Annotated in this window: 22 protein-coding genes; 12 read left to right on the top strand and 10 right to left on the bottom strand. The window is 69.7% G+C overall.

Going from position 1 to position 22262, the window contains the following annotated elements; genetic code table 11:
* Positions 1–63: 63 nt before the first annotated feature.
* The 3 genes from QAD21_RS10870 (at position 64) to QAD21_RS10860 (ending at position 2560) form a co-directional block, all read left to right on the top strand.
* On the top strand, positions 64–690 hold the full coding sequence (locus QAD21_RS10870) for a DUF3000 domain-containing protein (protein WP_058250234.1): 627 nt from the start codon (positions 64–66) through the stop codon (positions 688–690).
* A complete protein-coding gene (locus tag QAD21_RS10865; protein ID WP_068969823.1) occupies positions 687–1976 on the top strand; it encodes an HRDC domain-containing protein in 1290 nt (429 codons plus the stop codon). Before QAD21_RS10870 ends, QAD21_RS10865 begins: the two co-directional genes overlap by 4 nt.
* A gap of 155 nt (positions 1977–2131) precedes the next feature.
* The gene (locus QAD21_RS10860; RefSeq protein WP_068969826.1) at positions 2132–2560 is read left to right on the top strand and encodes an SRPBCC family protein; all 429 of its coding nucleotides are present in this window, start codon (positions 2132–2134) and stop codon (positions 2558–2560) included.
* Between the two features lie 320 nt (positions 2561–2880).
* Here QAD21_RS10860 and QAD21_RS10855 read toward each other — a convergent pair whose 3' ends face one another.
* The 4 genes from QAD21_RS10855 to QAD21_RS10840 form a co-directional block, all read right to left on the bottom strand.
* Positions 2881–4020 (bottom strand): glutamate--cysteine ligase, encoded by a 1140-nt coding sequence (locus QAD21_RS10855; RefSeq protein WP_280361409.1) that lies wholly within the window; start codon positions 4018–4020, stop codon positions 2881–2883.
* A gap of 41 nt (positions 4021–4061) precedes the next feature.
* Entirely contained in the window at positions 4062–6020 is a 1959-nt protein-coding gene (gene dxs, locus QAD21_RS10850; RefSeq protein ID WP_280361407.1) for a 1-deoxy-D-xylulose-5-phosphate synthase, read from the bottom strand.
* Between the two features lie 150 nt (positions 6021–6170).
* Positions 6171–7478, bottom strand: coding sequence for a TRAM domain-containing protein (locus QAD21_RS10845; protein ID WP_205334455.1), 1308 nt, complete (start codon positions 7476–7478; stop codon positions 6171–6173).
* A complete protein-coding gene (locus QAD21_RS10840) occupies positions 7475–9490 on the bottom strand; it encodes an APC family permease (RefSeq protein ID WP_137808743.1) in 2016 nt (671 codons plus the stop codon). Before QAD21_RS10840 ends, QAD21_RS10845 begins: the two co-directional genes overlap by 4 nt.
* 78 nt (positions 9491–9568) lie before the next feature.
* On the opposite strand from QAD21_RS10840, the gene QAD21_RS10835 reads away from it, so the two are divergent.
* A complete protein-coding gene (locus tag QAD21_RS10835) occupies positions 9569–10237 on the top strand; it encodes a TrkA family potassium uptake protein (protein WP_205334458.1) in 669 nt (222 codons plus the stop codon).
* 22 nt (positions 10238–10259) lie between these two features.
* A complete protein-coding gene (locus tag QAD21_RS10830; RefSeq protein WP_205334454.1) occupies positions 10260–10922 on the top strand; it encodes a TrkA family potassium uptake protein in 663 nt (220 codons plus the stop codon).
* Here QAD21_RS10830 and QAD21_RS10825 read toward each other — a convergent pair.
* Complete coding sequence (locus tag QAD21_RS10825) at positions 10903–11529, bottom strand: DUF3159 domain-containing protein (protein WP_238995087.1); 627 nt, start codon at positions 11527–11529, stop codon at positions 10903–10905. The genes QAD21_RS10830 and QAD21_RS10825 overlap by 20 nt on opposite strands.
* A gap of 92 nt (positions 11530–11621) precedes the next feature.
* Positions 11622–11996: an OB-fold nucleic acid binding domain-containing protein gene (locus tag QAD21_RS10820; RefSeq protein WP_004018839.1), complete on the bottom strand. Its 375-nt coding sequence runs from the start codon at positions 11994–11996 to the stop codon at positions 11622–11624.
* A gap of 378 nt (positions 11997–12374) precedes the next feature.
* Here QAD21_RS10820 and QAD21_RS10815 point away from each other — a divergent pair, with 378 nt between their 5' ends.
* Entirely contained in the window at positions 12375–13106 is a 732-nt protein-coding gene (locus QAD21_RS10815) for an alpha/beta hydrolase (protein WP_159370687.1), read from the top strand.
* Between the two features lie 24 nt (positions 13107–13130).
* On the opposite strand, the gene QAD21_RS10810 is transcribed toward QAD21_RS10815, so the two are convergent.
* On the bottom strand, positions 13131–14036 hold the full coding sequence (locus QAD21_RS10810) for a DUF3710 domain-containing protein (protein WP_205334525.1): 906 nt from the start codon (positions 14034–14036) through the stop codon (positions 13131–13133).
* A gap of 109 nt (positions 14037–14145) precedes the next feature.
* Entirely contained in the window at positions 14146–14622 is a 477-nt protein-coding gene (gene dut / locus QAD21_RS10805; protein WP_280361678.1) for a dUTP diphosphatase, read from the bottom strand.
* A gap of 32 nt (positions 14623–14654) precedes the next feature.
* Between dut and QAD21_RS10800 the strand changes: the two genes are divergently transcribed.
* Positions 14655–15227, top strand: a complete 573-nt coding sequence (locus QAD21_RS10800) for a DUF3093 domain-containing protein (RefSeq protein ID WP_065628894.1) — start codon at positions 14655–14657, stop codon at positions 15225–15227.
* Positions 15228–15324: 97 nt separating this feature from the next.
* Here QAD21_RS10800 and QAD21_RS10795 read toward each other — a convergent pair whose 3' ends face one another.
* Positions 15325–15624 (bottom strand): DUF4193 domain-containing protein, encoded by a 300-nt coding sequence (locus tag QAD21_RS10795; protein WP_004018846.1) that lies wholly within the window; start codon positions 15622–15624, stop codon positions 15325–15327.
* 411 nt (positions 15625–16035) lie between these two features.
* Between QAD21_RS10795 and cei the strand changes: the two genes are divergently transcribed.
* On the top strand, positions 16036–16728 hold the full coding sequence (gene cei / locus QAD21_RS10790) for an envelope integrity protein Cei (protein ID WP_277242941.1): 693 nt from the start codon (positions 16036–16038) through the stop codon (positions 16726–16728).
* A gap of 54 nt (positions 16729–16782) precedes the next feature.
* Here cei and QAD21_RS10785 read toward each other — a convergent pair whose 3' ends face one another.
* On the bottom strand, positions 16783–17709 hold the full coding sequence (locus QAD21_RS10785) for an inositol monophosphatase family protein (RefSeq protein WP_280361402.1): 927 nt from the start codon (positions 17707–17709) through the stop codon (positions 16783–16785).
* A 169-nt stretch (positions 17710–17878) separates the two neighbouring features.
* Between QAD21_RS10785 and ppgK the strand changes: the two genes are divergently transcribed.
* The 4 genes from ppgK (at position 17879) to QAD21_RS10765 (ending at position 22226) form a co-directional block, all read left to right on the top strand.
* Positions 17879–18697: a polyphosphate--glucose phosphotransferase gene (gene ppgK, locus QAD21_RS10780; RefSeq protein ID WP_277242943.1), complete on the top strand. Its 819-nt coding sequence runs from the start codon at positions 17879–17881 to the stop codon at positions 18695–18697.
* A gap of 56 nt (positions 18698–18753) precedes the next feature.
* Entirely contained in the window at positions 18754–20319 is a 1566-nt protein-coding gene (locus QAD21_RS10775) for an RNA polymerase sigma factor (protein WP_137808735.1), read from the top strand.
* A 394-nt stretch (positions 20320–20713) separates the two neighbouring features.
* On the top strand, positions 20714–21763 hold the full coding sequence (locus tag QAD21_RS10770; RefSeq protein ID WP_068970903.1) for a sulfite exporter TauE/SafE family protein: 1050 nt from the start codon (positions 20714–20716) through the stop codon (positions 21761–21763).
* A gap of 256 nt (positions 21764–22019) precedes the next feature.
* Positions 22020–22226 (top strand): hypothetical protein, encoded by a 207-nt coding sequence (locus tag QAD21_RS10765; RefSeq protein WP_004018852.1) that lies wholly within the window; start codon positions 22020–22022, stop codon positions 22224–22226.
* Positions 22227–22262: the final 36 nt, after the last annotated feature.

The following is a 22262-nucleotide window of genomic DNA, read 5'->3' as shown; positions in this document are numbered from 1 at the left end:
GCGCACGGGTGGTCCTCGGCGCGCCTCCGCCGTGGCCGGGCACCCCAGCCCTACGGTCGAACGGTGACCTCTTCGGGAGCTCCGGACGAGCCTGCTGATTTCCGCGCGGCGGTGGAGTCGCTGCATGCTGCCCGGGTGCGCCGCGAGATCGAGGTCGGGCCCATCCGCCCGCCGCAGCGCCTGGCGCCGTACAGCTACGCCGTCGGCGCCGAGGTGCGCCCGCCCGAGGACCTCGACGTGGTGCCCACGGATTCGCAGGGAAGCGCCTTCGGGCGCCTCATCCTGCTGTTCGATCCCGCTGGACAGGACGCGTGGAACGGCACCATGCGCCTCGTCGCGTTCCTCCAGGCGGAGGTGGAGGCGGCCCTGGCCATGGATCCGCTGCTGCCCGAGGTGGCCTGGAGCTGGCTCAGCGACGCCCTCGGCGTCCCGGTGGGCGCGACCGCCACGCCCGACGGTTCCGCCCACCGCGTCGAGGTGACCGCGCTCGGCGGCACCGTCACCTCCACGACGTCGGTCCGGTACGGCGACATCGCCGGACCTCCGCGCGCACATCAGCTCGAGGTGCGCGCCTCGTGGACCGCCCTGAGCTCGGACGGCCTGAACAACCACCTCGAGGCGTTCTGCGACGTGCTCGCCTCCGCCGCCGGCCTCCCGCCGGTCGGGGTCACCGAACTCGGCGCGACGTGAACGACTCCGCCCCCGGGGATGCGGCCGAGAACCCGATCGAGCCGGACCCCGCGCCGGAGGTCACCCCGTTGCTCCGGCCGGCCGACGGCGTGCCCCCGGTACTGGCGACCGCCACCGAATTCGCCGACGCGGCAGCCGCTCTGGCAGCCGGCGACGGGCCGATCGCCGTCGACACCGAACGCGCGTCGGGCTACCGGTACTCACAACGCGCCTATCTGATCCAGATCAAACGACGCGGATCGGGGAGCTTCCTGCTGGACCCGATCGGTGATCCCGGCGCGCTGGCGCCCGTCATCGACGCGATGCGCGGACCGGAATGGGTGCTGCACGCGGCCGATCAGGACCTCCCGTGCCTCCGCGAACTCGGTTTCGAGTGCGTCGAGCTGTACGACACCGAGCTGGCCGGACGCCTCCTGGGCCTGGCGAAGGTCAACCTCGCCGCGATGGTGGCGGAGTTCCTCGGGCTCGGACTCCTCAAGGGACACGGCGCCGCCGACTGGTCGCGCCGCCCGCTGCCCGACGAATGGCTGAACTATGCCGCGCTCGACGTCGAGGTCCTCGTCGAACTGCGCGACGCCATGGACGCCGCACTCGCGGAAGCTGGCAAGGACGGCTGGGCGCGAGAGGAATTCGCTTACGTCCTGGGCCGGCCACCGGCACCGCCGCGCACCGACCGGTGGCGCAAGACGTCGAACGTGCACACCGTCAAATCCACCCGCGCCCTCGCCGCGGTCCGCGAATTGTGGACCGCGCGTGAGGAACTGGCGCAGCGTCGGGATGTCGCGCCCGGACGTGTCCTGCCCGACACGGCCATCGTCAACGCCGCGACCGTGAACCCCCAGTCCATCGCCGAACTCACCAAGCTGCCGGTCTTCGGCGGTCCGCGCCAGCGCCGTCAGGCCGGGATCTGGATGTCCGCGCTGCAGCGGGCGCGCGAGATCCCCGACAGCAAGCTGCCCTCGCGGAAGTCGACCGGACCGGGCCTGCCCCCGGTCAGCCGGTGGGATCAGCGCAACCCGGAGGCCGCGGCGCGGCTGCAGGCGGTCCGGCCGGTGCTCAAACAGATCGCCGAAGACCACACCCTGCCGGTGGAGAACCTCCTCGCACCCGACGTGGTGCGACAGCTGTGCTGGGACGGGTTGCCGGAACCGATCACGACCGAGGCGCTCGATGCACATCTGGCCGCCGCCGGCGCCCGCACGTGGCAGCGGACGCTCTGTGCGGAGGCCCTGACCGAGGCCCTCCTCGACGCCGCCCGACCAGGGCCGACGGCGGCCGCCGAGTAGATCGCCCAGCCCGACGAGACCCCCGGCCATCGCGCTGTGGTGCCGACCTTCGCGTACATTCGGGGGTCACGACCCGAATGCCATCACCCGAGTACGCGAGCCACCGGGAAGTCACCTCCGGTGTGCACACCACCTTCCGCGATGGGAGCAGTTCCGTGGCCACAGTCTCCGTCGGCATCGACTCCGACCTCGAACCGAGCGCAGCATGGGCGCTCGCCAGCAACCTCTCGCGCTTCGACGAGTGGATGACCATCTTCGGCGGGTGGCGCTCGCCGGTCCCCGACACGATCGCCGAGGGCACCACCATCTCCTCCCTCATCAAGGTCAAGGGCTTCCGCAATGTGATCCACTGGACCGTCACCGATTACGACGAGCCGCGGCTCATCGCGCTGTCGGGAACCGGCCGCGGCGGGGTGAACATCGATCTGGCGATGAAGGTCGACGAGATCGCCGACGGTTCGCACTTCGACCTGTCGGCCGAGTTGTCCGGCGGTCTGCTCAACGGCTCGGTCGGCAGGCTCGTCGCCAAGATCCTGGAATCCGATGTGCACAAGTCGATCTCGAACCTGGCGACACTGCGCTGAGTCGATCGGGGCCGACCTGACCCCTCTGCACCCTAACCCGAGGAACCACCAAACCGCTGGTCTGTGGGGTGCAAGCGACACCCTCCCTCCGCTCCCTGAGGTGCGAGGAGCGCCAGCGACGAGCCACGAAGGGTTCGCGACGCATCTCGCCAGGACCCTTCGTGACGGCCTCCGCAAGCTCCGGCCTCCTCAGGGAGCAGTAGTAAGGCTCGCCGCGAGCACACGGGTTTCTTTCGTAGTCCAGGACGGCCGTCAGGCCGCTGGTACTGAGGTGCGAGGAGCGCCTAGCGACGAGCCCCACGAAGGGCAGGCGTCCGTCGTCAGACGGGCGGGTGCAGCGTCGCGGCCCGGACCACGGCGAGAGCCGATCCGGACTCCTCGAAGAGGCGCCGCTGGCGAGAGGCCCCGTTGCCATCCAGACGCAGCCGGTCCAGCGCCTGCATGACGCCGTCCCGCTCACCGAGTCGGTCCAGCGCCGGCGCGAGCACGGTGAGGAACTGCTCGACCCGCGTCCAGACCGGCACCAACGCGCCGGTCGTCGGGTCGAGCGCGCGCCCGTCGACGCCGTCGTGGGCGGCGATCCAGTACGCGGCCGACAGCAGCGCCGGATCGAGGTCCGCGGCCGGGAACCGCCGGTCCCCCGCGCGCAGGTCGTCGAGGGCGGTCATCACCGCCGCACGGACGAGGGTGGCGAAGGTCTGTGTCTCCTCCACCCGCATCTGCACGTCCCCGACCCGCACCTCGACCGTGGGCAGGTGATCCGACGGCCGAGCGTCCCAATACAGCATGTGCGGGTCCAGGATCGTGCCCGTGGCCACGAGGAGTTCGACCGTCTCAGCGAAGTGTTCGGCCGAGCGCAGGTGCGGTGGCGGTCCCGCCGCCGGCCATCGCGACCAGAGCACCGAGCGCCAACTGGCGTGGCCGGAGTCGGCGTCGCGGTAGATCGCCGAGTTCGCCGACAGCGCAAGCAGTATCGGTAGCCACGGGCGCAGGCGATTGCACACCGCGACGGCGGTGTCGGTGTCCGGGACACCCACGTGGACGTGACAGCCGCTGATGCCCTGTTCGTGGGCCAGCATGCCGTACCGCGCCGCGATCGCCCGGTAGCGGCCGGTGTCGGTCACCGGAAACGACTCGGGCACGCGTGGCGGCACCCCGCAGGCGACCACGTCGACGCCTACCTCACCGGCCGCCGCCGCCAGGATGCCCCGCAGCCGGTGCAGGTGGTCGCCGATCTCCTGGCTCGTCGCCGCGGTCGGCGTGGCGATCTCCACCTGCGACGAGGTGAGTTCCAACTCGAGGTCGAGGCCGCGCGCGGATGCCGCGGTCGCCACCTCGCGGTTGCTCCCGACCGGCCGTCCGGTCTCCCGGTCGACGAGGACGAACTCCTCCTCGACCCCGAGGGTCGGCGCCGGAATGCCCCGGAAATCCCCGCCCGCGGAACCGTACTCGTCGTTCACACGGCGAAAATGCCCAGCGGCGGCATCGGTCAAACGGGACGTCAGTCCTCGGCGCGGCTCTCCGCCGGATCGGGCGTGTTCTCGATCGCCCGGTCCAGGCCGGGACCGGCCTGCATGCCCGAGACCGTCGCGGTGATCGACCGGGCGAGGTCCTGCGCGGTCAACCCGATATCGGCGAGGATCTCGTTGCGCGAGGCGTGTGCGATGAACTCCTGCGGGATGCCCTTGATCTGGACCGGGACGAGCACCTCCGCCGCCGACAGCGCGGCGGCGACCGCGGACCCGACGCCGCCGCTGGTGCACCCGTCCTCGAGCGTGACGACGAGCCGGTGGCGGCGCGCGACCTCGACCACCGAGGTGGGCACCGGCAGTACCCAGCGCGGATCCACGACCGTCGCATCGATTCCCTGACGGGCCAGGCGTTCGGCGGTGTCGACGGCCAGCCCGCAGAAGGCACCGACCGCGACGATGAGCACATCGCCGCCCGCCGGACCGAGGTCCCGGTCCGTCCGGTGCAGCACGTCGACACCGTCGTCGAGCCGCTCGACCGCCCGGATGTCTTCGGGGACAGCACCTTTGGAGAACCGGAGGGCTGTGGGGCCGTCGGCGACGCCGAGAGCCTCGTCGAACTCCTCGCGCAGTCGGACGGCGTCACGGGGTGCGGCGACCCGCAGGCCGGGCACCATCGCCATCAGCGAGAGATCCCACATGCCGTGGTGGCTGGGGCCATCGGGTCCGGTGATGCCGGAACGGTCGAGGACGAGCGTCACCGGCTGCTTCAGCAGCGCGACGTCCATCAGCAGCTGATCGAACGCGCGGTTGAGGAACGTCGAGTAGATCGCGACAACCGGATGCAGTCCGCCGAGCGCGAGTCCGGCCGCCGAGGTCATCGCATGCTGTTCGGCGATGCCGACGTCGAACATGCGGTCCGGGTAGCGTTCGCCGAAGGGGGTGAGCCCCGTCGGCCCGGGCATCGCCGCGGTGATCGCGACGACGTCGGGACGGTTGGCGCCGGCGTCGAGCAGTGCGGCGGAGAACACGGCGGTCCAGTCCTGGGGTGAGACGCTCGTGGGCCGGCCGGTGACCGGGTCGATGATGCCGGTCGCGTGCATGAGGTCGGCGACGTGGTTCTCGGCGTGGGCGTAGCCCATGCCCTTGCGGGTCACGGTGTGCACGATCACCGGGCCGCCGAAGTCGCGGGCCTGCCGCAGCGCCGACTCGACCGCGTCGATGTCGTGACCATCGACGGGCCCGACGTACTTCAGGCCGAGATCGGTGAACATCGCCTGCGGGGCCAGGAGGTCCTTGAGCCCGCTCTTCATCCCGTGCAGCACGGCGTACGCCGGCTCCCCGACGACCGGCACCTGCTTGACGACGCGGCGACCCTCGTCGAGGAATTTCTCGTACCCGGGCTGCAGGCGCAGCCCCGACAGGTGACTCGCGAGTCCGCCGATCGTCGGCGCATAGGACCGACCGTTGTCGTTGACCACGATGACGACCCGGCGGTTGCAGGCGGCGATGTTGTTGATCGCCTCCCAGCACATGCCGCCGGTCAGGGCGCCGTCGCCGACCACCGCGACCACCGTGCGATCCGGCTGACCGGTCAGTTCGAAGGACTTCGCGAGCCCGTCCGCATACGACAGCGCCGCCGACGCGTGCGAGGACTCCACCCAGTCGTGGTCGGACTCCGCGCGCTCCTGGTAGCCGGTGAGCCCGCCGCGCTGGCGCAGCTGATCGAAGCCGTCCTTGCGTCCGGTGACGATCTTGTGGACGTAGGACTGGTGGCCGGTGTCGAACAGGATCGGATCCGACGGCGAGTCGAAGACGCGGTGGATGCCGAGCGTCAACTCGACGACTCCGAGGTTCGGTCCGAGATGTCCGCCCGTGGCGGCGACCTTCTCGATCAGGAACGTCCGGATCTCGGCCGAGAGGACCTGCATCTCCTCGTCCGACAGCGGCCGGAGATCGGCCGGCGAGCTGATCCGGTCGAGCACACCCATCGTTTCCTCCATCACCGGCGAGACGCCAGGTCGGCTGTCGAGCCGGAGAACGTCCGGCACATGTCTGGTCAGTCTACGGAAGCATTCGTCGCGAGCCCGATCGACGGATGGCCGACGCGTCGGGATCCGGACCTCGCGAGCGCGCCCCGCTCACCCGTCGGCGGCCGGAATGAGGCAGGCCACCGCCTCCACGTGGTGTGTCAGCGGGAAAGCGTCGAAACCGCGTATGTCGACGACACGGTATCCGCGTGCGGCGAAGTATCCGAGATCACGTGCGAATCGGGCGGCGTCGCAGCCCACGTGGACCACGATGCCGGGCCGGGCGTCGGCGATCGCCCCGATCACCCGTTCCCCGGCTCCGGTACGCGGGGGATCGAGGACGACGACGTCCGGCCGCGCGGTGAGGTCCGTGATCCGGGCCGCCACCTCCCCGCGGTGGGTGTGCACCCCATCGCCGTCGCCGGCGAAGGCCCGCTCGGCGGCGTCGAGTGCGGCCGGATCCGAATCGACGATGTGCACCGTGTCCGGCGCACCGGCCGGGCCGTCGAGCAGTGCACCCGCGAACACCCCTGCCCCGCCGTACAGATCCCACGCCACCCGCGGCGGTCCCCCGAGATGCGCACCGACGAAGTCGACGACGGTCTCCGCATAGGTCCGCGGCGCGTTCCGATGCGCCTGCCAGAACCCCGCGACGGGAATGTCCCACGACCGCCCGCCGACCCGCTGGACGGCCGTCGCCTCGCCCTCGACGACCCGCTGGGCACGAGGCCGTGCGTGCCGGGCGCGGTTCTGCTGCGCCCGGCGCCGGCTGTCGGCGCGGCCCCGGCGCGGCTCCGCCACGGGCGCGAGTTCGGTGATGTGGCGCGCGCCGTCGGCGTCGAGCACGACGGCGAGTTCGGAGTGCGTGGTGAAACCGCGGTCGGCGAGTCCGTCGAGCATTCCCGGGGCGGGCTGGACGCAGGCCTCGGTGACGACGCCGCGGCCGCGGAACGCCGACTGCCCCGGGCGCCCCCGGCCGTCCACGGCCAGGCGGGTCCGGATTCGCCACCCCACCTCGGCGTCCCCGAGACGCCGCACGCCGTCGGTCGCCAGCTCGGTGCCGGCCACGATCTCGCCCGGTAGACGACCCACGCGATCCAGGACATCGAGCAGCACATCCTGTTTCAGGTCCCGCGCATGGTCGGGCGTCACGTGCGCGAGATCACAGCACCCGGCCCCGGCCGCAGCCGCCGGACACCGCGGCGCCACCCGGTGCGGCGAGGCGTCGAGCACCTCCGCCACCTCAGCCCGCCAGTACGAGTCGTGCCGGTCGTCGGTGATGTCGGCGACCACCCGTTCGCCGGGGATCGCCCCGCGGACGAACACGACGCGGCCGTCGGCGCGGCCCACGGACTCACCGCCGTTGGCCGGACGGTCGACGGTCACCTCGACCCGGCGCGGTGTTGCCGGGCCGCTCACGGTCGCCGTTCGGGTTCGCCGAGCGCACGACGGGTCTCCCCCGGCGCCCAGTACGCGCGGTCTTCCTTGCGCCGGTCCGACGAGGTGAGCTGCCACGGCACCGAGGTCACCATCACGCCGGGCTCGAACAGCAGCCGGCCCTTGAGGCGCAGCGCCGACTGGTTGTGCAGGATCTGCTCCCACCAGTGCCCGACGACATACTCCGGGATGAACACGGTCACGACGTCGCGCGGCGACTCACGCCGCACCCGGCGCACGTATTCGATGACGGGCCGGGTGATCTCGCGATAGGGCGAGGCGATGACCTTCAGCGGGACGGTGATGTCGCTGGCCTCCCACTCCGAGACGAGCTTGCGGGTGTCGCGGTCGTCGACGTTGACCGTGATCGCCTCCAACACGTCCGGACGGGTGGCCCGCGCGTACCGCAGGGCCCGCTTGGACGCCATGTGCAGGCTGGACACGAGCACGATCGAATGCGTGCGGCTGGGCAGGACGGCCTCGTCGTCGTCCTCGGCGCGGTCGAGTTCGCGCTGCACCGACGCGTAGTGGTGATGGATGAGTTTCATGATCACGAACAGCGAGACCATCGCGATCACCGCGATGTAGGCACCCTCGGTGAACTTGGTGATCAGGACGACGACCAGGACGGTCGCGGTCATCACCAGGCCGACCGTGTTGACCACCCGGGACTGCATCATCCGACGCCGCGCGCTCGGGTCGGTCTCGGTACGCAGCAGGCGGGTCCAGTGCCGCACCATGCCGGTCTGGCTCAGGGTGAACGACACGAACACGCCGACGATGTAGAGCTGGATCAGCGCTGTCACCTGCGCCCCGAACGCGACGACGAAGACGATCGCGGCGATCGCGAGGAAGAGGATGCCGTTGCTGAACGCCAGGCGGTCGCCTCGGGTGTGCAACTGGCGCGGCAGGTAGCGGTCCTGCGCGAGTACCGAGCCGAGCACCGGGAAACCGTTGAACGCCGTGTTGGCGGCCAGCAGCAGGATCAGCGCGGTGACGGTGGCGACGAAGAAGAAGGCCGGCGGGAACGAGTCGAAGACGGCATGGGCCAGCTGGGCGATCATGGCCTTCTGCTGGTAACCCTCCGGCGCCCCGATGAGATCCTGCTCCGGGTTCATCACGTACTTCGCGCCGATCTTCTCCGCCAGCAGCACGATGCCCATCAGCAGGGTGATGGAGAACGCACCCAGCAGCAGCAGCGTCGTCGCGGCGTTGCGCGACTTCGGTTTCCGGAAGGCCGGCACCCCGTTGCTGATGGCCTCCACCCCGGTGAGCGCCGCACAGCCCGAGGAGAACGACCGGGCGACGAGGAAGATCAGCGCCAGCCCGGTGAGATTGTCCTGTTCGGGCACGATGCCGAAGTCGGCGGTCTCGGAATGGATGTCCTGACCGAGCACGTAGATCTCGGTAAACCCCCAGATGAGCATGCCCAGGACACCGATGATGAACCCGTAGGTCGGGATCGCGAGCACGGCCCCGGACTCCTTGATGCCACGCAGGTTGACCGCGGCGAGCAGCATGATCGCACCGACGCAGAACCACACCTTGTGCTCTTCGACGAACGGGATCGCCGAACCGATGTTCTCCGCCGCCGACGTGACCGACACCGCCACCGTGAGCACGTAGTCCACCAGCAGGGCGCTGCCGACGGTCAGGCCCGCGTTGGGACCGAGATTGACGGTCGCGACCTCGTAGTCGCCGCCACCCGAGGGATAGGCGTGCACGTTCTGGCGGTAGCTCGCGACGACCACGGCCATGACGACGGCGACGGCGATCGCCACCCACGGCGTGAACGCCAGCGCGCTGATGCCGGCGACGGACAGGACCAGGAAGATCTCCTGCGGCGCGTACGCCACCGAGCTCATCGCGTCGGAGGCGAACACCGGCAGGGCTATCCGCTTGGGCAGCAGCGTGTGACCGAGCGTGTCGCTGCGAAAAGGCCTGCCGAGCAGGAGGCGTTTCGTCGCGACGGACACCTTGGAGACGGTGGACACCAGGCAACCCTAGAGCGTTGGCGCCGAGGCGGGTAGGTTCGACTCGCGGCAGACGAGCCGCGTGTGGAGAGGAATGCCGTGCAGGTGGTCATCATGGGTTGTGGGCGGGTCGGATCCGCGCTCGCGATGTCGATGCAGAAGCGCGGACACGACGTCGCGATCATCGATCGGGATCCGAGCGCGTTCGTGCGGCTGAGTCCCGACTTCGCGGGCCGCACGATCACCGGGGTCGGGTTCGACCGCGAGATCCTCGTCAAGGCGGGCATCGAGCACGCCGACGCGTTCGCCGCGGTGTCCTCCGGGGACAACTCGAACATCATCTCGGCGCGGGTGGCCCGCGAGACCTTCGACGTCGAGCGCGTCGTCGCCCGGATCTACGACGCCAAGCGCGCCGAGGTGTACGAGCGGCTCGGCATCCCCACGGTGGCGACCGTCCCCTGGACGACCGAGCGGTTCGTCTCGGCGCTCGGCGAGACGACGACGATGGAGTGGCGCGACCCGTCGGGTTCGCTGGCGGTCGCCCAGATCGACGTCGACGACTCGTGGATCGGGATCTCGGTCGGCAAGTTCCAGGAGCAGACCGGCGCGCGGGTGGCCTTCCTCAGCCGCGTCGGACGTCCGGTCCTCCCCGAGGCGAAAACCGTTCTGCAACAAGATGATGTGGTCTACGGAGCGGTCATGCTCGACAACCTCAAGAACGCCCGCGGCGTCGCTGCGCGGCCGTTCACCCAGAACGAGTCCGGATGACCCGGGCCGAAGGAGTCCCGAAGTGAAGGTCGCCATCGCCGGAGCCGGCGCGGTCGGGCGCTCGATCGCCCGCGAACTTCTGGTGAACGCCCACGAGGTCACGCTCTTCGAGCGTAACGCCGGCCACATCGACACCGACGCGGTCGTCGGCGCGGGCTGGGTGCTCGCCGACGCGTGTGAACTCGCCAATCTCGAAGAGGCGCAACTACAGACCTACGACGTCATGATCGCCGCGACCGGCGACGACAAGGCCAACCTCGTCGTGAGCCTGCTCGCGAAGACCGAGTTCGCCGTCAACCGGGTCGTCGCCCGCGTCAACGACCCGCGTAACGAGTGGCTGTTCGGCGAGGACTGGGGGGTCGACGTCGCCGTCTCGACCCCGCGCCTGCTCGCCTCCCTGGTCGAGGAGGCGGTGTCCGTCGGCGATCTGGTCCGGCTGATGACGTTCCGTCAGGGGCAGGCCAACCTCGTCGAACTCACCCTGCCGTCGAACACTCCCCTCGCCGGCAAGCCCGTCCGGAAGCTGGAACTGCCGCGCGACGCCGCGCTCGTCGCGATCCTGCGCGGCGGCCGCGTCATCGTCCCGCAGCGCGACGACCCCCTCGAGGGCGGCGACGAACTGGTCTTCATCGCGCCCACCGAGGCCGAGCCCGCCCTCTACGAGGCTATGCAGATCGCGCGGTGACGTCCGCGTCCGGCGGGGTGCCGGCGCGCGCCGCCTCGGCTCGCTGTGCCCGGCGGACCAGGAGGATCGTCGCGAGCACCACGAGCGCGGTCAGCGGCCACCCCATCGCGATGCGCGCGAACGCCAGCCACCCGGTGGCCCCGTCGTCGTACAGTTCCGACTGCGTCAGGTAGCGCGCCGCGAAGAGCACTGCCCACAGTGCGGTGGCGATGTCGTAGGCGCGGAGGATGGAACGCTGCTTGCGCCAGCCGGAACCCTCGCCGTTGATCAGATGCCAGGCCACCCCGATGAGGGGCCACCGCACCAGGATCGAGACGGCGAACACGATCGCATAGACGAGGGTGCTCCAGATCCCGAAGAGGAAGTAGCCCTTGGCATCCCCCACCCGGTCGGCGATGAAGACGCAGATGGCGACGCCGAGCAGACCCGAGATCGCGGGGGTCAGGGGTTCGCGGCGCACGAGCCGTACGACGAAGAGCAGCGCCGCCACGCCGAGCGCCGCGTAGATGGCGGTCCGGAGGTCGAAGAAGGAGTTGACGGGGACGAACACCACGACGGGCACCGTCGAATTGACCAGGCCGGAGACGCCACCGATCTGTTCGAGCACCGTGGGCGCCGCCTGCTCGGGTGCTGACTGTCCGGGTGCCGACGGTTCGGCGTCCGGCTGTCTCGAGGCCGGATGCTCGGGGACCGGACCGGTCACTCGTCGACGCCGTGCAACTCGTAATAAGGGTTGTAGATCACCTTGTGGCCGTCCTGCTCGGCGAGCCGGCCCCGGACGGTGACCTTGCGGCCGGGCTCGATGCCGGTGATGCGGTTACGGCCCAGCCACTTCAGCATCACGATGTCGGAGCCGTCAAAGAACTCGGCCTTCACCCCCGCCTTGGCCGACCGCGAACAGGTCTCGACGGCACGCAGTTCGCCGTGCATGGTGACCTCGTCACCGCGGCAGCACTCGGACGCGCGCTGAGCGCCTGTCGCCTTGGATTCCTCGGCGATCTTCTCTGCGTCGGCGTCACCGAGATCTTCGGTCAGCCGACGGGTCAGTCGTTTGAGATAGCCGGCAGTGGGCATCTCGACCCTCCCAATGGATTTCGGCCGGCACCGCAGGGCTGTACAGAGCGGTGTCCGTGGGTCGCCGAACGAGTGATCGGTGACCTGCCCGCCAGCGTAGACCTCGGCCTCGGCCAGTGACAACGTCGGCGACCGCGGGGCCATTCCGTGGTCGCCGGACCCCCGCTGTCCAGGTCTGCGCGGGGGCCTCGGGACACCTTAGTGGTGTGTCTCAGAAACAGGCGACTGGTCTCCGCCGTTCGATCGGCGCCTGGCCGCGTTGTCGTCGGTCGAGATAGCTCCGCTATCCCTCCCTCCTCCGCCTTGCCAGACCACCGATCGCTCCACCGGATATCGGCCGCCTCTTTTCGAGACACACCACTAGGGGATGATGCCCTGATGCCTGGCACCGACGGTCCGCACCGCCCTCGCCCGACGGCTCTGGTCGGCATACCCGGAACGGGTTCCGACGCCGATCACGTCACCCGTTCCTTTCAGCGCGCCGCAGCTGACCTGGAGGTAGAGCTCATCGCGCTGGACCCGACAACGCCGTTGATCGACGGCCACCTCCGCGGGCTGGAGCGGGCCGCCGGAGCCCACCGCTCGATCCTCGTGGGCGGGGTGTCGATCGGGGCCGCGATCGCGCTCGAGTGGGCCCTGCAGGACACCGACCGACGCTGCGCCGGGGTGCTCGCCGCACTGCCGGCATGGAGCGGCGACGCCCACTCGGCACCCGCGGCCGCGAGTGCCGGCGCCACCGCCGAGGCGCTCGAACGCGACGGACTCGAGGCGACCATCGCGGCGATGGCGAGCAGCAGCCCGGCCTGGCTGGCCGCGGAACTGACCCGGTCGTGGCGGGGTCTGTACCCGGGCCTCGCCGGCATGTTGCGCGAGGCGGCTCGTCATCGGGCGCCGACGCCGGCCGAGATCGCCGGGCTCACGGTGCCGCTGGCCATCGTCGCGGCCGCCGACGATCCGGTCCACCCCATCGCCGTCGCCCGCGAATGGCATGCTGCCGCACCGCAATCGACCCTCGTCGAGATCACGCTCGACGACTGGGGCCACGATCCGGGTGTGCTGGGAGACGAGCTCCGGGCCGGGCTTGTCGCACTCACCGACCCGCCGGGGTGATCGGAGCCCGGTGTGGCCGGAGCTTCAGCGGCGGCGGCGGAAGCGCTGCATCGCCGAGCCCGACGACGGCGGCAACGGCTCCTCGTCGACCTCGGGATCGGCGGGAGCCGCGGACTCCACTTCCGGGGCGGCGGCCGCCTCCGGCTCGTCGCGGTAGGCGTTCTCCCCATAGACGGTGGCGTGGGCTACCTGATCGAGCGCACCCCCGGCAACGGGTACCGAATCGTCGGTCGCGTCCTCGGTGGTCGCGGCACCCGGGCCCGCGTCCTGTGCGGTGGGGTTCGGGGCGGTGGGGTTCTGGGCGGAGGGGTCCGGGGATTCTTGTCCGGCCGGGGGGCCGGCGAACATCTGCTGCTGGGCGGCCGCGACCTGCTCGGCGAGCACCGGCGGCAACACGACGGGCAGCGGATCCCGCGGGGGGAACGGCTCGGACCCGCGTCGGACCACCGTCTCGGCCAGTACGGCGCGGCTCAACCGTGCGAGGTCGTCCGCATGCTCGGTGGGTCCGCTGCCCACGCACCGGACGAGCCAGCGCGGGCCGTCGACCCCGATGAACCGGTGGGTCGCACCGTCCGTCTCGGCGACCACCTCACGCCCCCAGTGCCCGTCTTCGACACTCGTGGCCGCGCCGTCGTCGCGGAGGGAAGCGGCCAGCTCACGGACCACCTCACGCCACATCCCGGGGGACTTGGGTGCGGCGAAGGCGCTCACCGAGATCCGGCCGATGGGGGTCACCAGGTACACGTTCTGCGGCTGGTGGGCCTCGGACATCTCGACGGTGACCTGTCCGCCCTCGACCACCGGGACCAGCACCGATCCGAGGTCCAGATGGGAGTTCTCGAGCTCCTGCGGCCGGGTCGCCAGTGCGTCGATGTCGTAGGGGCCGCGCGCCTGACCGACCCGCAGCTCCTCTGATCCGTCCTGTGCCATCGCGTCACTCCTCGTTCGTCACCGCCGGCGACAGCGATCCGCCGGACACACGGGAAACACTAATCGACTCCCGTCGGGGAGAGCCCCGGGCGACGGTTCACCGCAGCGGTCAGGCGAGAATCGCCGATCCCCCGCTCGATCCGTACCCGCCGTCGCCGCGTGCGGTGTCGTCGAGTTCGTCGACCTCGACGAAGTCGGGCAGCTCGACGCGCTGCACGATCAGCTGGGCTATGCGGTCTCCCCGCGAGATGGAGATCGTCTGCTCCGGATCGTGGTTGATCAGACAGACCTTGATCTCCCCGCGATAGCCCGCGTCGATGGTGCCGGGGGTGTTCACGACCGACAGGCCGGCCCGGGCGGCCAGTCCCGACCTCGGGTGGATCAGCCCCACGGTGCCGATCGGCAACGCCACGGCGATCCCGGTCCCGACGAGTTGACGGCGTCCGGCGGGCAGTTCGAGATCGATCGTCGAATAGAGATCGACCCCCGCGTCCCCGGGGTGCGCCCTGGTCGGCAGCGGTAGGTCGGGATCGAGGCGTCGGAGCGCGATCGGCGCCGGGTCAGCGGGGTGCGCGGGGGGGGAGATCTGAGGCCACGCAGGCAGACTACGCTGGTCACGTGACCGCAGATCATTCGCCCGAGCGCCCCGGAGGACCCTCGGACGCCTCCCCCGCACCCACCGGGCGGAACGCCGGCGTCACCGACTCGACCGCCGATCTGTTCGACGAGCGCCTGTACGTGCCGTGGTGGTGGTGGTTGGCAGCCGTGGTCCTCACCGGCGTGGTGGGCTACGAGATCCAGCTGTCGGCGCGCGGGAGCGCCTGGAGCATCATCGGATACGTGGCCACCGGCGTGCTGTGCGTCGTGATGCTGTGGTCGATGAGCCGTACCCGCATCCGGGTGACCGCGGATCGGGAGCTGCATGCCCACCGTGCGGTCCTGCCGCGCGCCGTCGTCGCGCGGGCGGCGACGGTCCCGGCGACCGCGAAGAGCGCCGCACTCGGGCGGCAGCTCGACCCGGCGGCCTATCTCGTGCACCGCTCCTGGGTGAAGACGATGGTCCTCATCGTGCTCGACGACCCCGACGACCCGACACCGTATTGGCTGGTCTCGACACGTCGGCCCGCCGAACTCCTTGCGGCGCTGGGCGTCGACGACGCCGCGGCCGACCGTCCCGCACCCACCGCCTGACCCGGGCACGACTCTCTACCCGAGACACGACGAAGGGGCCGCGCCGTATTCGGCGTCGGCCCCCTTCATCAGCTGTGACAGCTGGACTCAGTTCATCTCACGCGCAGTCGACGCAGATGAGCGAGCTTCCGTTCTCCTCGGCCAACCGGCTGCGGTGGTAGACGAGAAAGCAGCTGGTACAGGTGAACTCGTCGGCCTGCTTGGGGATGACACGCACGGACAGTTCCTCGCCCGAGAGATCGGCGCCCGGGAGTTCGAAGGACTCCGCGGTATCACTCTCGTCGACATCCACTGCCGAGGACTGCGCCTCGCTGCGTCGAGCCTTCAGTTCTTCGAGCGAGTCCTCGTTGAGGTCCTCGGTCTCCGTCCGTCGTGGCGCGTCGTAATCTGTAGCCATTCCTTGCCTAACTTGTCGAGAGTGTGAGGGGCGCTCACGGTGACGGCGCTGACGTCGCCACCCGGTGTTATTGCGCACGACTCCGCCGGGATTGTCTTACCGATGGGGTCACTGCAACGTCGTCTCGGGCGAGATTCGTACCAGAGGATCAGACGTATTGCGTGATTTCGATCACGGTTTCATATCGGGCGCACCCCGGGTCTGGAAGCGCGGGCGCCCGAAGCATAGTCGACACGCTATCGAAGGTCAATACCCGGGACCCAACTCGTCGGTAAGTTTCGGTTCGGCGCCCGATCCATTGCCCCGGTACACCCCAGTCGTACCGCTCCCGGCGAGGCTCGCGGGGCACTGCGGGGTCACCCTCTACAGTGATCCGAGGTCACGCAACGCCCAGTGAGGAGTCAGTCCACGGTGGTGTCGAAGATTACGGTCGGCTATCCGACCGACGAGCAGGGCCGACCCTACCGTCGGCGGCGCTACGCACCGGCGATCGTCACGGTCGTCGTCCTGATGGTCGTCGGCGTGGTGGTGTGGGCGGTTGCGCTGGGCGGCGGCGAGTCCGAATCCGTTCCGACAGCGTGCAATCAACCTACTCCGCCGACGTCGGTGGAAGCGGGCGCGCCACCTCCGCCGGCCCCGCCGACCCTCACCGTCGTCGGACGGGACGAGATGCTCGGAGTCGCTCCGGCCCCGCTGTCGACCTTCGGCGTCCGCGTCCTCAACGCCTCCGACGAACGAGGCGCGGCCCGCACGGTGTCCGACGACCTGACCGCGCAGGGGTTCAGCCCGGTGCCGGACACGCCGTACGCCGATGACCCGGTCTATCCCAACCGGGATCTCAACTGTGTCGCACAGATCCGGTTCGGGCCGGCCGGTCGCGCGGCGGCGGCGGCCACGTGGCTGGCGTTCCCGTGCGCCCAGTTGGTCGACGACGGCCGGCGCGGTACGGCCATCGACGTCGCACTCGGGGTCCACCACTCGGGTGGCGAGATGTCGCAGGACGCGCAGGCCGCCCTGGAGGCGCTGCGGTCGGCGGATCCGAAGAATCCGGCGAGTGGTGTCGACCCGGTCCTCGTCGAGGCCGTGCACTCCGCCCCCTGCTGACCTCCAAGCGCCGTGCGGCGGCCGCCGACCCCATGGCGAGACGCGGGAGTGCCGTCAGGTGAGCGGGCTGCGGGCGTCGAATTCGTCGAGCAGCGCGAGGAATTCGTCGGCCACCCCGGGCGCGACAGCGACGGTGATGTGACCCTCGTCGGCCCGTGAATCCGGTGGCGGAGTCTGGACGACGGCGCCGGCCTCGGCGGCGATCAGCCCGCCGGCGGCCCAGTCCCACGGGCTCAGACCGTGTTCGTAGTGGGCGTCGACCGCGCCGGCCGCGACCATGCAGAGGTCGAGGGCCGCGGCGCCGATGCGTCGGACGTCGCGGACACGAGGGAGCAGTTCGGCGACGATGCGTCCCTGCTGCCGGCGGCGCGCCGCGTCGTACCCGAAACCCGTTGCGACGAGCGCCAGTTCGGCCCTGTCGACCGGATTGCAGCGGAGCGGCCGGCGTACCCCGGCGGAGTCCGCCGCCCACGCTCCCCCGCCGAGGGTCGCGCCGTACGTGACGTCGCGGGCGACGTCGACGACGACCCCGGCGACCGACTGTCCGTCGACCTGGGCCGCGATGGACACCGCATAGGCCGGCACGCCGTACATGAAGTTGACGGTCCCGTCGATCGGATCGACCACCCACCGGACACCGGATGGCACCGCCCGGCTCCCGCCGTCCTCCTCGCCCAGCACCTCGTCGTCGGGGCGCGCCTCACGGAGCAGGGAGCGGATCAGGCGTTCGGTCTCGGTGTCGGCGAGGGTGACCGGATCGGTTTCCGTCGACTTCGTCGACACAGGCTGCACCGTCGACTTCGTCGAGACGGGCTGCACGGTGGAATTCACCGCGGCGGGCTGCGGCGGCTCGCCGTGTCCCGGTGTCGCACCGAACAATTCGGGCCGGCGGCGACGTACGTGCGCGGCGGCCTCCCGGGCCACGGCGCCGGCGACCGCGGCGAGCTCGTCCACCGGAATTGTCTGATCCACGCCCTCCATGTGAGCACATGGCCGGTGCGCACCACCGATCGCGGTGACCGATCTCTCCCCTTGCGTGGTCGAATCGTGTCGACATGCGTTGCGATGACGGGCGTTGCGCCGGTCGCGTGAATAGGCTGGTCTCGGATTGCCCCCACCCTCAGACACCGACCCGGACAGGGAGCCCGCCATGACCGACACGTCCGTCCCCGGATCGTCCGACTCCGATGTCGCCGGCCCCGATGATCCGACACCTCCGACGAACCTCGGTTTCGGGGTCGACGTCGGCGGTTCCGGGATCAAGGGCGGCATCGTCGATCTCGACACCGGTGAACTCGTCGGCGAACGGTTCAAGGTGCTCACCCCGCAGCCCGCGACACCCGAGGCCGTGGCCCGGGGCGTCGCCGAGGTGGTCGCGCATTTCGACTGGACCGGCCCGGTGGGTGTCACCCTCCCCGGGGTCGTGACCGACGGGATCATGCGCACGGCGGCGAACATCGACAAGGCCTGGATCGGCACCGACGTCTACGACCTCTTCAGCGGACACCTCGGCGGTAGGCAGGTGTCGGTCCTCAACGACGCCGACGCCGCGGGTATGGCCGAGGACGCGTACGGCGCGGGCAAGGGCGTCGCGGGGGTCGTGATGCTGCTGACGTTCGGAACCGGTATCGGGTCGGCGATCCTGATCAACGGCACCCTCGTGCCCAACACCGAGCTCGGTCACCTACAGGTCGGCAAGAAGGAGGCCGAGCACCAGGCGTCTTCGCGTGTCCGCGAGGAGAAGGGCTGGTCGTACGAGAAGTGGACCGAGAAGGTCTCCGAGGTCCTCAAGACCTACGAGGCGCTGTTCTGGCCGAATCTCTTCATCGCCGGCGGCGGTATCAGCCGCAAGTCCGACAAGTGGATTCCGCTGCTGACCAACAAGACGCCCGTGGTACCGGCGACGCTGTTGAACACCGCCGGCATCGTCGGTGCGGCCATGGCAGTGTCCCAGGGGCTGAAGACGTGACGCCGCGCAGGGCGTGACCAGGGCTTTGACACACCGGGGACGGCGATGTCGTTACAATGGTCGTCACCGGTCATTCCAACCGAGAAACCAAGACCTCGTCCACGGCGGCTCATGCTGCCGTGTCGCGTCTGGTGACAGACGACAGAAGACACCACAGAAGACAGTTCGAAAGGTTGTACGTGGCAGCCATCACGACCCACCAGGGTGATGCAGAGGCCGAGTCGACGGAGTCGACCCCAGCCGCGACCGACGCCCCGGCGAAGCGAACCGCCAAGAAGGCTGCGAAGAAGACCGCTGCCCGCAAGGCCCCCGCCAAGAAGGCCCCGGCGAAGAAGGCCACCAAGAAGGCGGCACCGAAGAAGGCCGCCAAGAAGGCCGCGTCCGCGGAGGGTTCCGGCGACGATCCGAACGCCGAGCCCGACGACCCGGACTCGATCGACGACATCGACGGTCCCGACGCCGAACTCGAGGACGTCGAGATCGACGACGACCTGGAGGTCGACGACGACGACTCCGAGGACGAGTCGGAGGACGACGACGAGTCCGAGGAGGCGACCGCGCCCGCCGCCGGCGGCGCAACCCCGGCCGCCGCGAAGGCCGCGTCCAAGGACGAGGCCGCCGCCGCGAAGTCCGGCGACTTCGTCTGGGACGAAGAGGAGTCCGAGGCGCTGCGTCAGGCCCGCAAGGACGCCGAGCTCACCGCCTCCGCCGACAGTGTCCGCGCGTACCTGAAGCAGATCGGCAAGGTCGCCCTCCTCAACGCCGAGGAAGAGGTCGAACTCGCCAAGCGCATCGAGGCCGGACTGTTCGCCACCGAACGTCTTCGGCGCATCATGGATGCCGGCGAGAAGCTCAGCACCGCCCAGAAGCGTGACCTGAACTGGATCTCCCGCGACGGCAACCGCGCCAAGAACCACCTGCTCGAGGCGAACCTGCGCCTCGTCGTGTCGCTGGCCAAGCGCTACACGGGCCGCGGCATGGCGTTCCTGGATCTCATCCAGGAGGGCAACCTCGGTCTGATCCGCGCGGTCGAGAAGTTCGACTACACCAAGGGCTACAAGTTCTCGACGTATGCCACCTGGTGGATCCGTCAGGCGATCACCCGCGCCATGGCCGACCAGGCCCGCACCATCCGTATCCCGGTGCACATGGTCGAGGTCATCAACAAGCTCGGTCGCATCCAGCGTGAACTCCTCCAGGACCTCGGCCGCGAGCCGACGCCGGAAGAACTCGCCAAGGAGATGGACATCACCCCGGAGAAGGTGCTGGAAATCCAGCAGTACGCCCGGGAACCCATCTCGCTGGACCAGACCATCGGCGATGAGGGCGACAGCCAGCTCGGCGACTTCATCGAGGACTCCGAAGCCGTCGTCGCGGTCGACGCGGTCAGCTTCACGCTGTTGCAGGATCAACTGCAGTCGGTGCTCGAGACCTTGTCCGAACGTGAGGCCGGCGTGGTCCGCCTCCGCTTCGGACTGACCGACGGCCAGCCCCGCACCCTTGACGAGATCGGGCAGGTCTACGGCGTGACCCGCGAGCGCATCCGTCAGATCGAGTCGAAGACGATGTCGAAGCTGCGCCACCCGTCGCGCTCGCAGGTCCTGCGTGACTATCTCGACTAGTCGGTGACGACAACACCCTGATCGCCCCCGGAACCTCACGGTTCCGGGGGCGATGTCGTTGTGTCATCCACATAGACATCGATCTGTCAATAGTTCTGCGCGCTCCGATTTGGACACGACCGGATTCTCGGGCTTTCGGGGACGCACTACATAGGATGGCGCGGTGACTTACGCAGTGACCGGGAGCAGACGCGGCGCCATGCTGGTGCGTCGTGCCACCGTCGACCTGCTGCGCACAGCATCGATGCTGTGTCTGTGACGCGACAGACCCCACCCGAGGGCGAGAACGCCACCTGCGATTCCCCTCTTCCGCGTTCCACTTCGTCGCGGGCACTGAGTGCCTGCCCCAGCCTCGTCACGTCCCTGACGGCGTGACTTCCCGGAAAGACCCACTATGAGAACGATTGTCCTGATCGGCCTCGTCGGCTTCGCTGCTCAGCTCGTCGACGGCAGTCTCGGCATGGCTTATGGCGTCACCACCACGACCCTCCTCCTCGCCATCGGTACCAACCCGGCTGCCGCCTCGGCCACCGTGCACCTGGCCGAGATCGGCACGACGCTGGTCTCCGGCGTCTCGCACTGGAAGTTCGGGAACGTCGACTGGCGCGTCGTGCGCCGTATCGCGATTCCGGGAGCCATCGGCGCCTTCCTCGGCGCCACGATCCTGTCGAGTCTCTCCACCGAGACCGCCGCGCCGGTCATGGCCGTGATCCTGCTGCTGCTCGGGCTCTACATCCTGGTGCGGTTCACCTTCCAGGGCATCCCCCGCCACAACCTCGGCAAGCCGCTGCGCAAGCGATTCCTCAGCCCGCTCGGATTCGTCGCCGGATTCGTCGACGCCACCGGTGGCGGCGGTTGGGGTCCGGTCGGCACCCCGGCCATCCTGGCCAGCGGCCGTCTCGAGCCCCGCAAGGTGATCGGTTCGATCGACACGAGCGAGTTCATCATCGCCGTCGCCGCGAGCCTCGGCTTCCTGTTCAGTCTCGGCTCGCAGGGAATCAACTTCGCATGGGTCGCCGCCATCCTCGTCGGCGGCGTGATCGCCGCACCGATCGCGGCCTGGCTCGTGCGTCACATCCCGCCGCGTCTGCTGGGCGCCTCGGTCGGCGGCCTGATCGTCCTCACGAACACCCGCAGTCTGTTGAAGAGCGACTTCATCGACGCCCCCGGCTCGGTGCGCAACGTCTTCTACATCGTGATCGCCATCGCCTGGGCCGCGGCGTTCGCCTACTCGCTCCGCGAGTACCTGCGCGACCGGGAGAACGAGTCCTCCGACGCGGTCACCCATTTCCGCGAGGAGCAGGAAGAGGCGCTCGTGGGCGCCGAGGGCGCGGAACGCCCCGGCTCCGAGGGAACGTCGACGTCGGACATCCCGGCCGCCGAGTCCGCACCCGAACCCGATGCGGGTGCGAGCGGAACACACACCCCCACGCGGACGAGCTGACCGAACGACTCGTCCCGCGCACAACGCGTAGAGTGGTGCGACCCGGCCCCATGGCCGGGTCGCATTGCGTTCGGGCGATCGTTGTTGAGTTGTTGCCTGGTGTAAACGGTGAGTGACGACACACCGAGAGCACCCTCGGAACAATACGAACGCCCCGAGCGTCTGACAGAGTGAGGTTGACGCATCGCCCGGATGTGTCGGCTCGAAGGGAAGGCGACCGGACACCCGGCGCCGGACCGGGACGGAGGAACGAACCATGACTGACATCGCCACCACAGCCCCGATCTACCTGCCGCTCACTGCCGCCGATCGCTGCGATCGCTGCGGCGCCGCAGCCAAGGTACGGGCCGTCCTGCCCAAGGGCGGCGAACTTCTCTTCTGCCGCCACCACTTCAACGAGCACGAGGCCCGCCTTGTCGAGTTGAGCGCCACCGTCGTCGAATCCGCCGGCGAGCTGGTCTGACACCTCCGACGATCGAACGCGGGCTTTCCCTACGCG

It is taken from the genome of Gordonia sp. SMJS1 (genome assembly GCF_029866425.1).
Taxonomy (GTDB): domain Bacteria; phylum Actinomycetota; class Actinomycetes; order Mycobacteriales; family Mycobacteriaceae; genus Gordonia; species Gordonia hongkongensis.
This window is presented reverse-complemented; position numbering and strand designations above follow the sequence as displayed.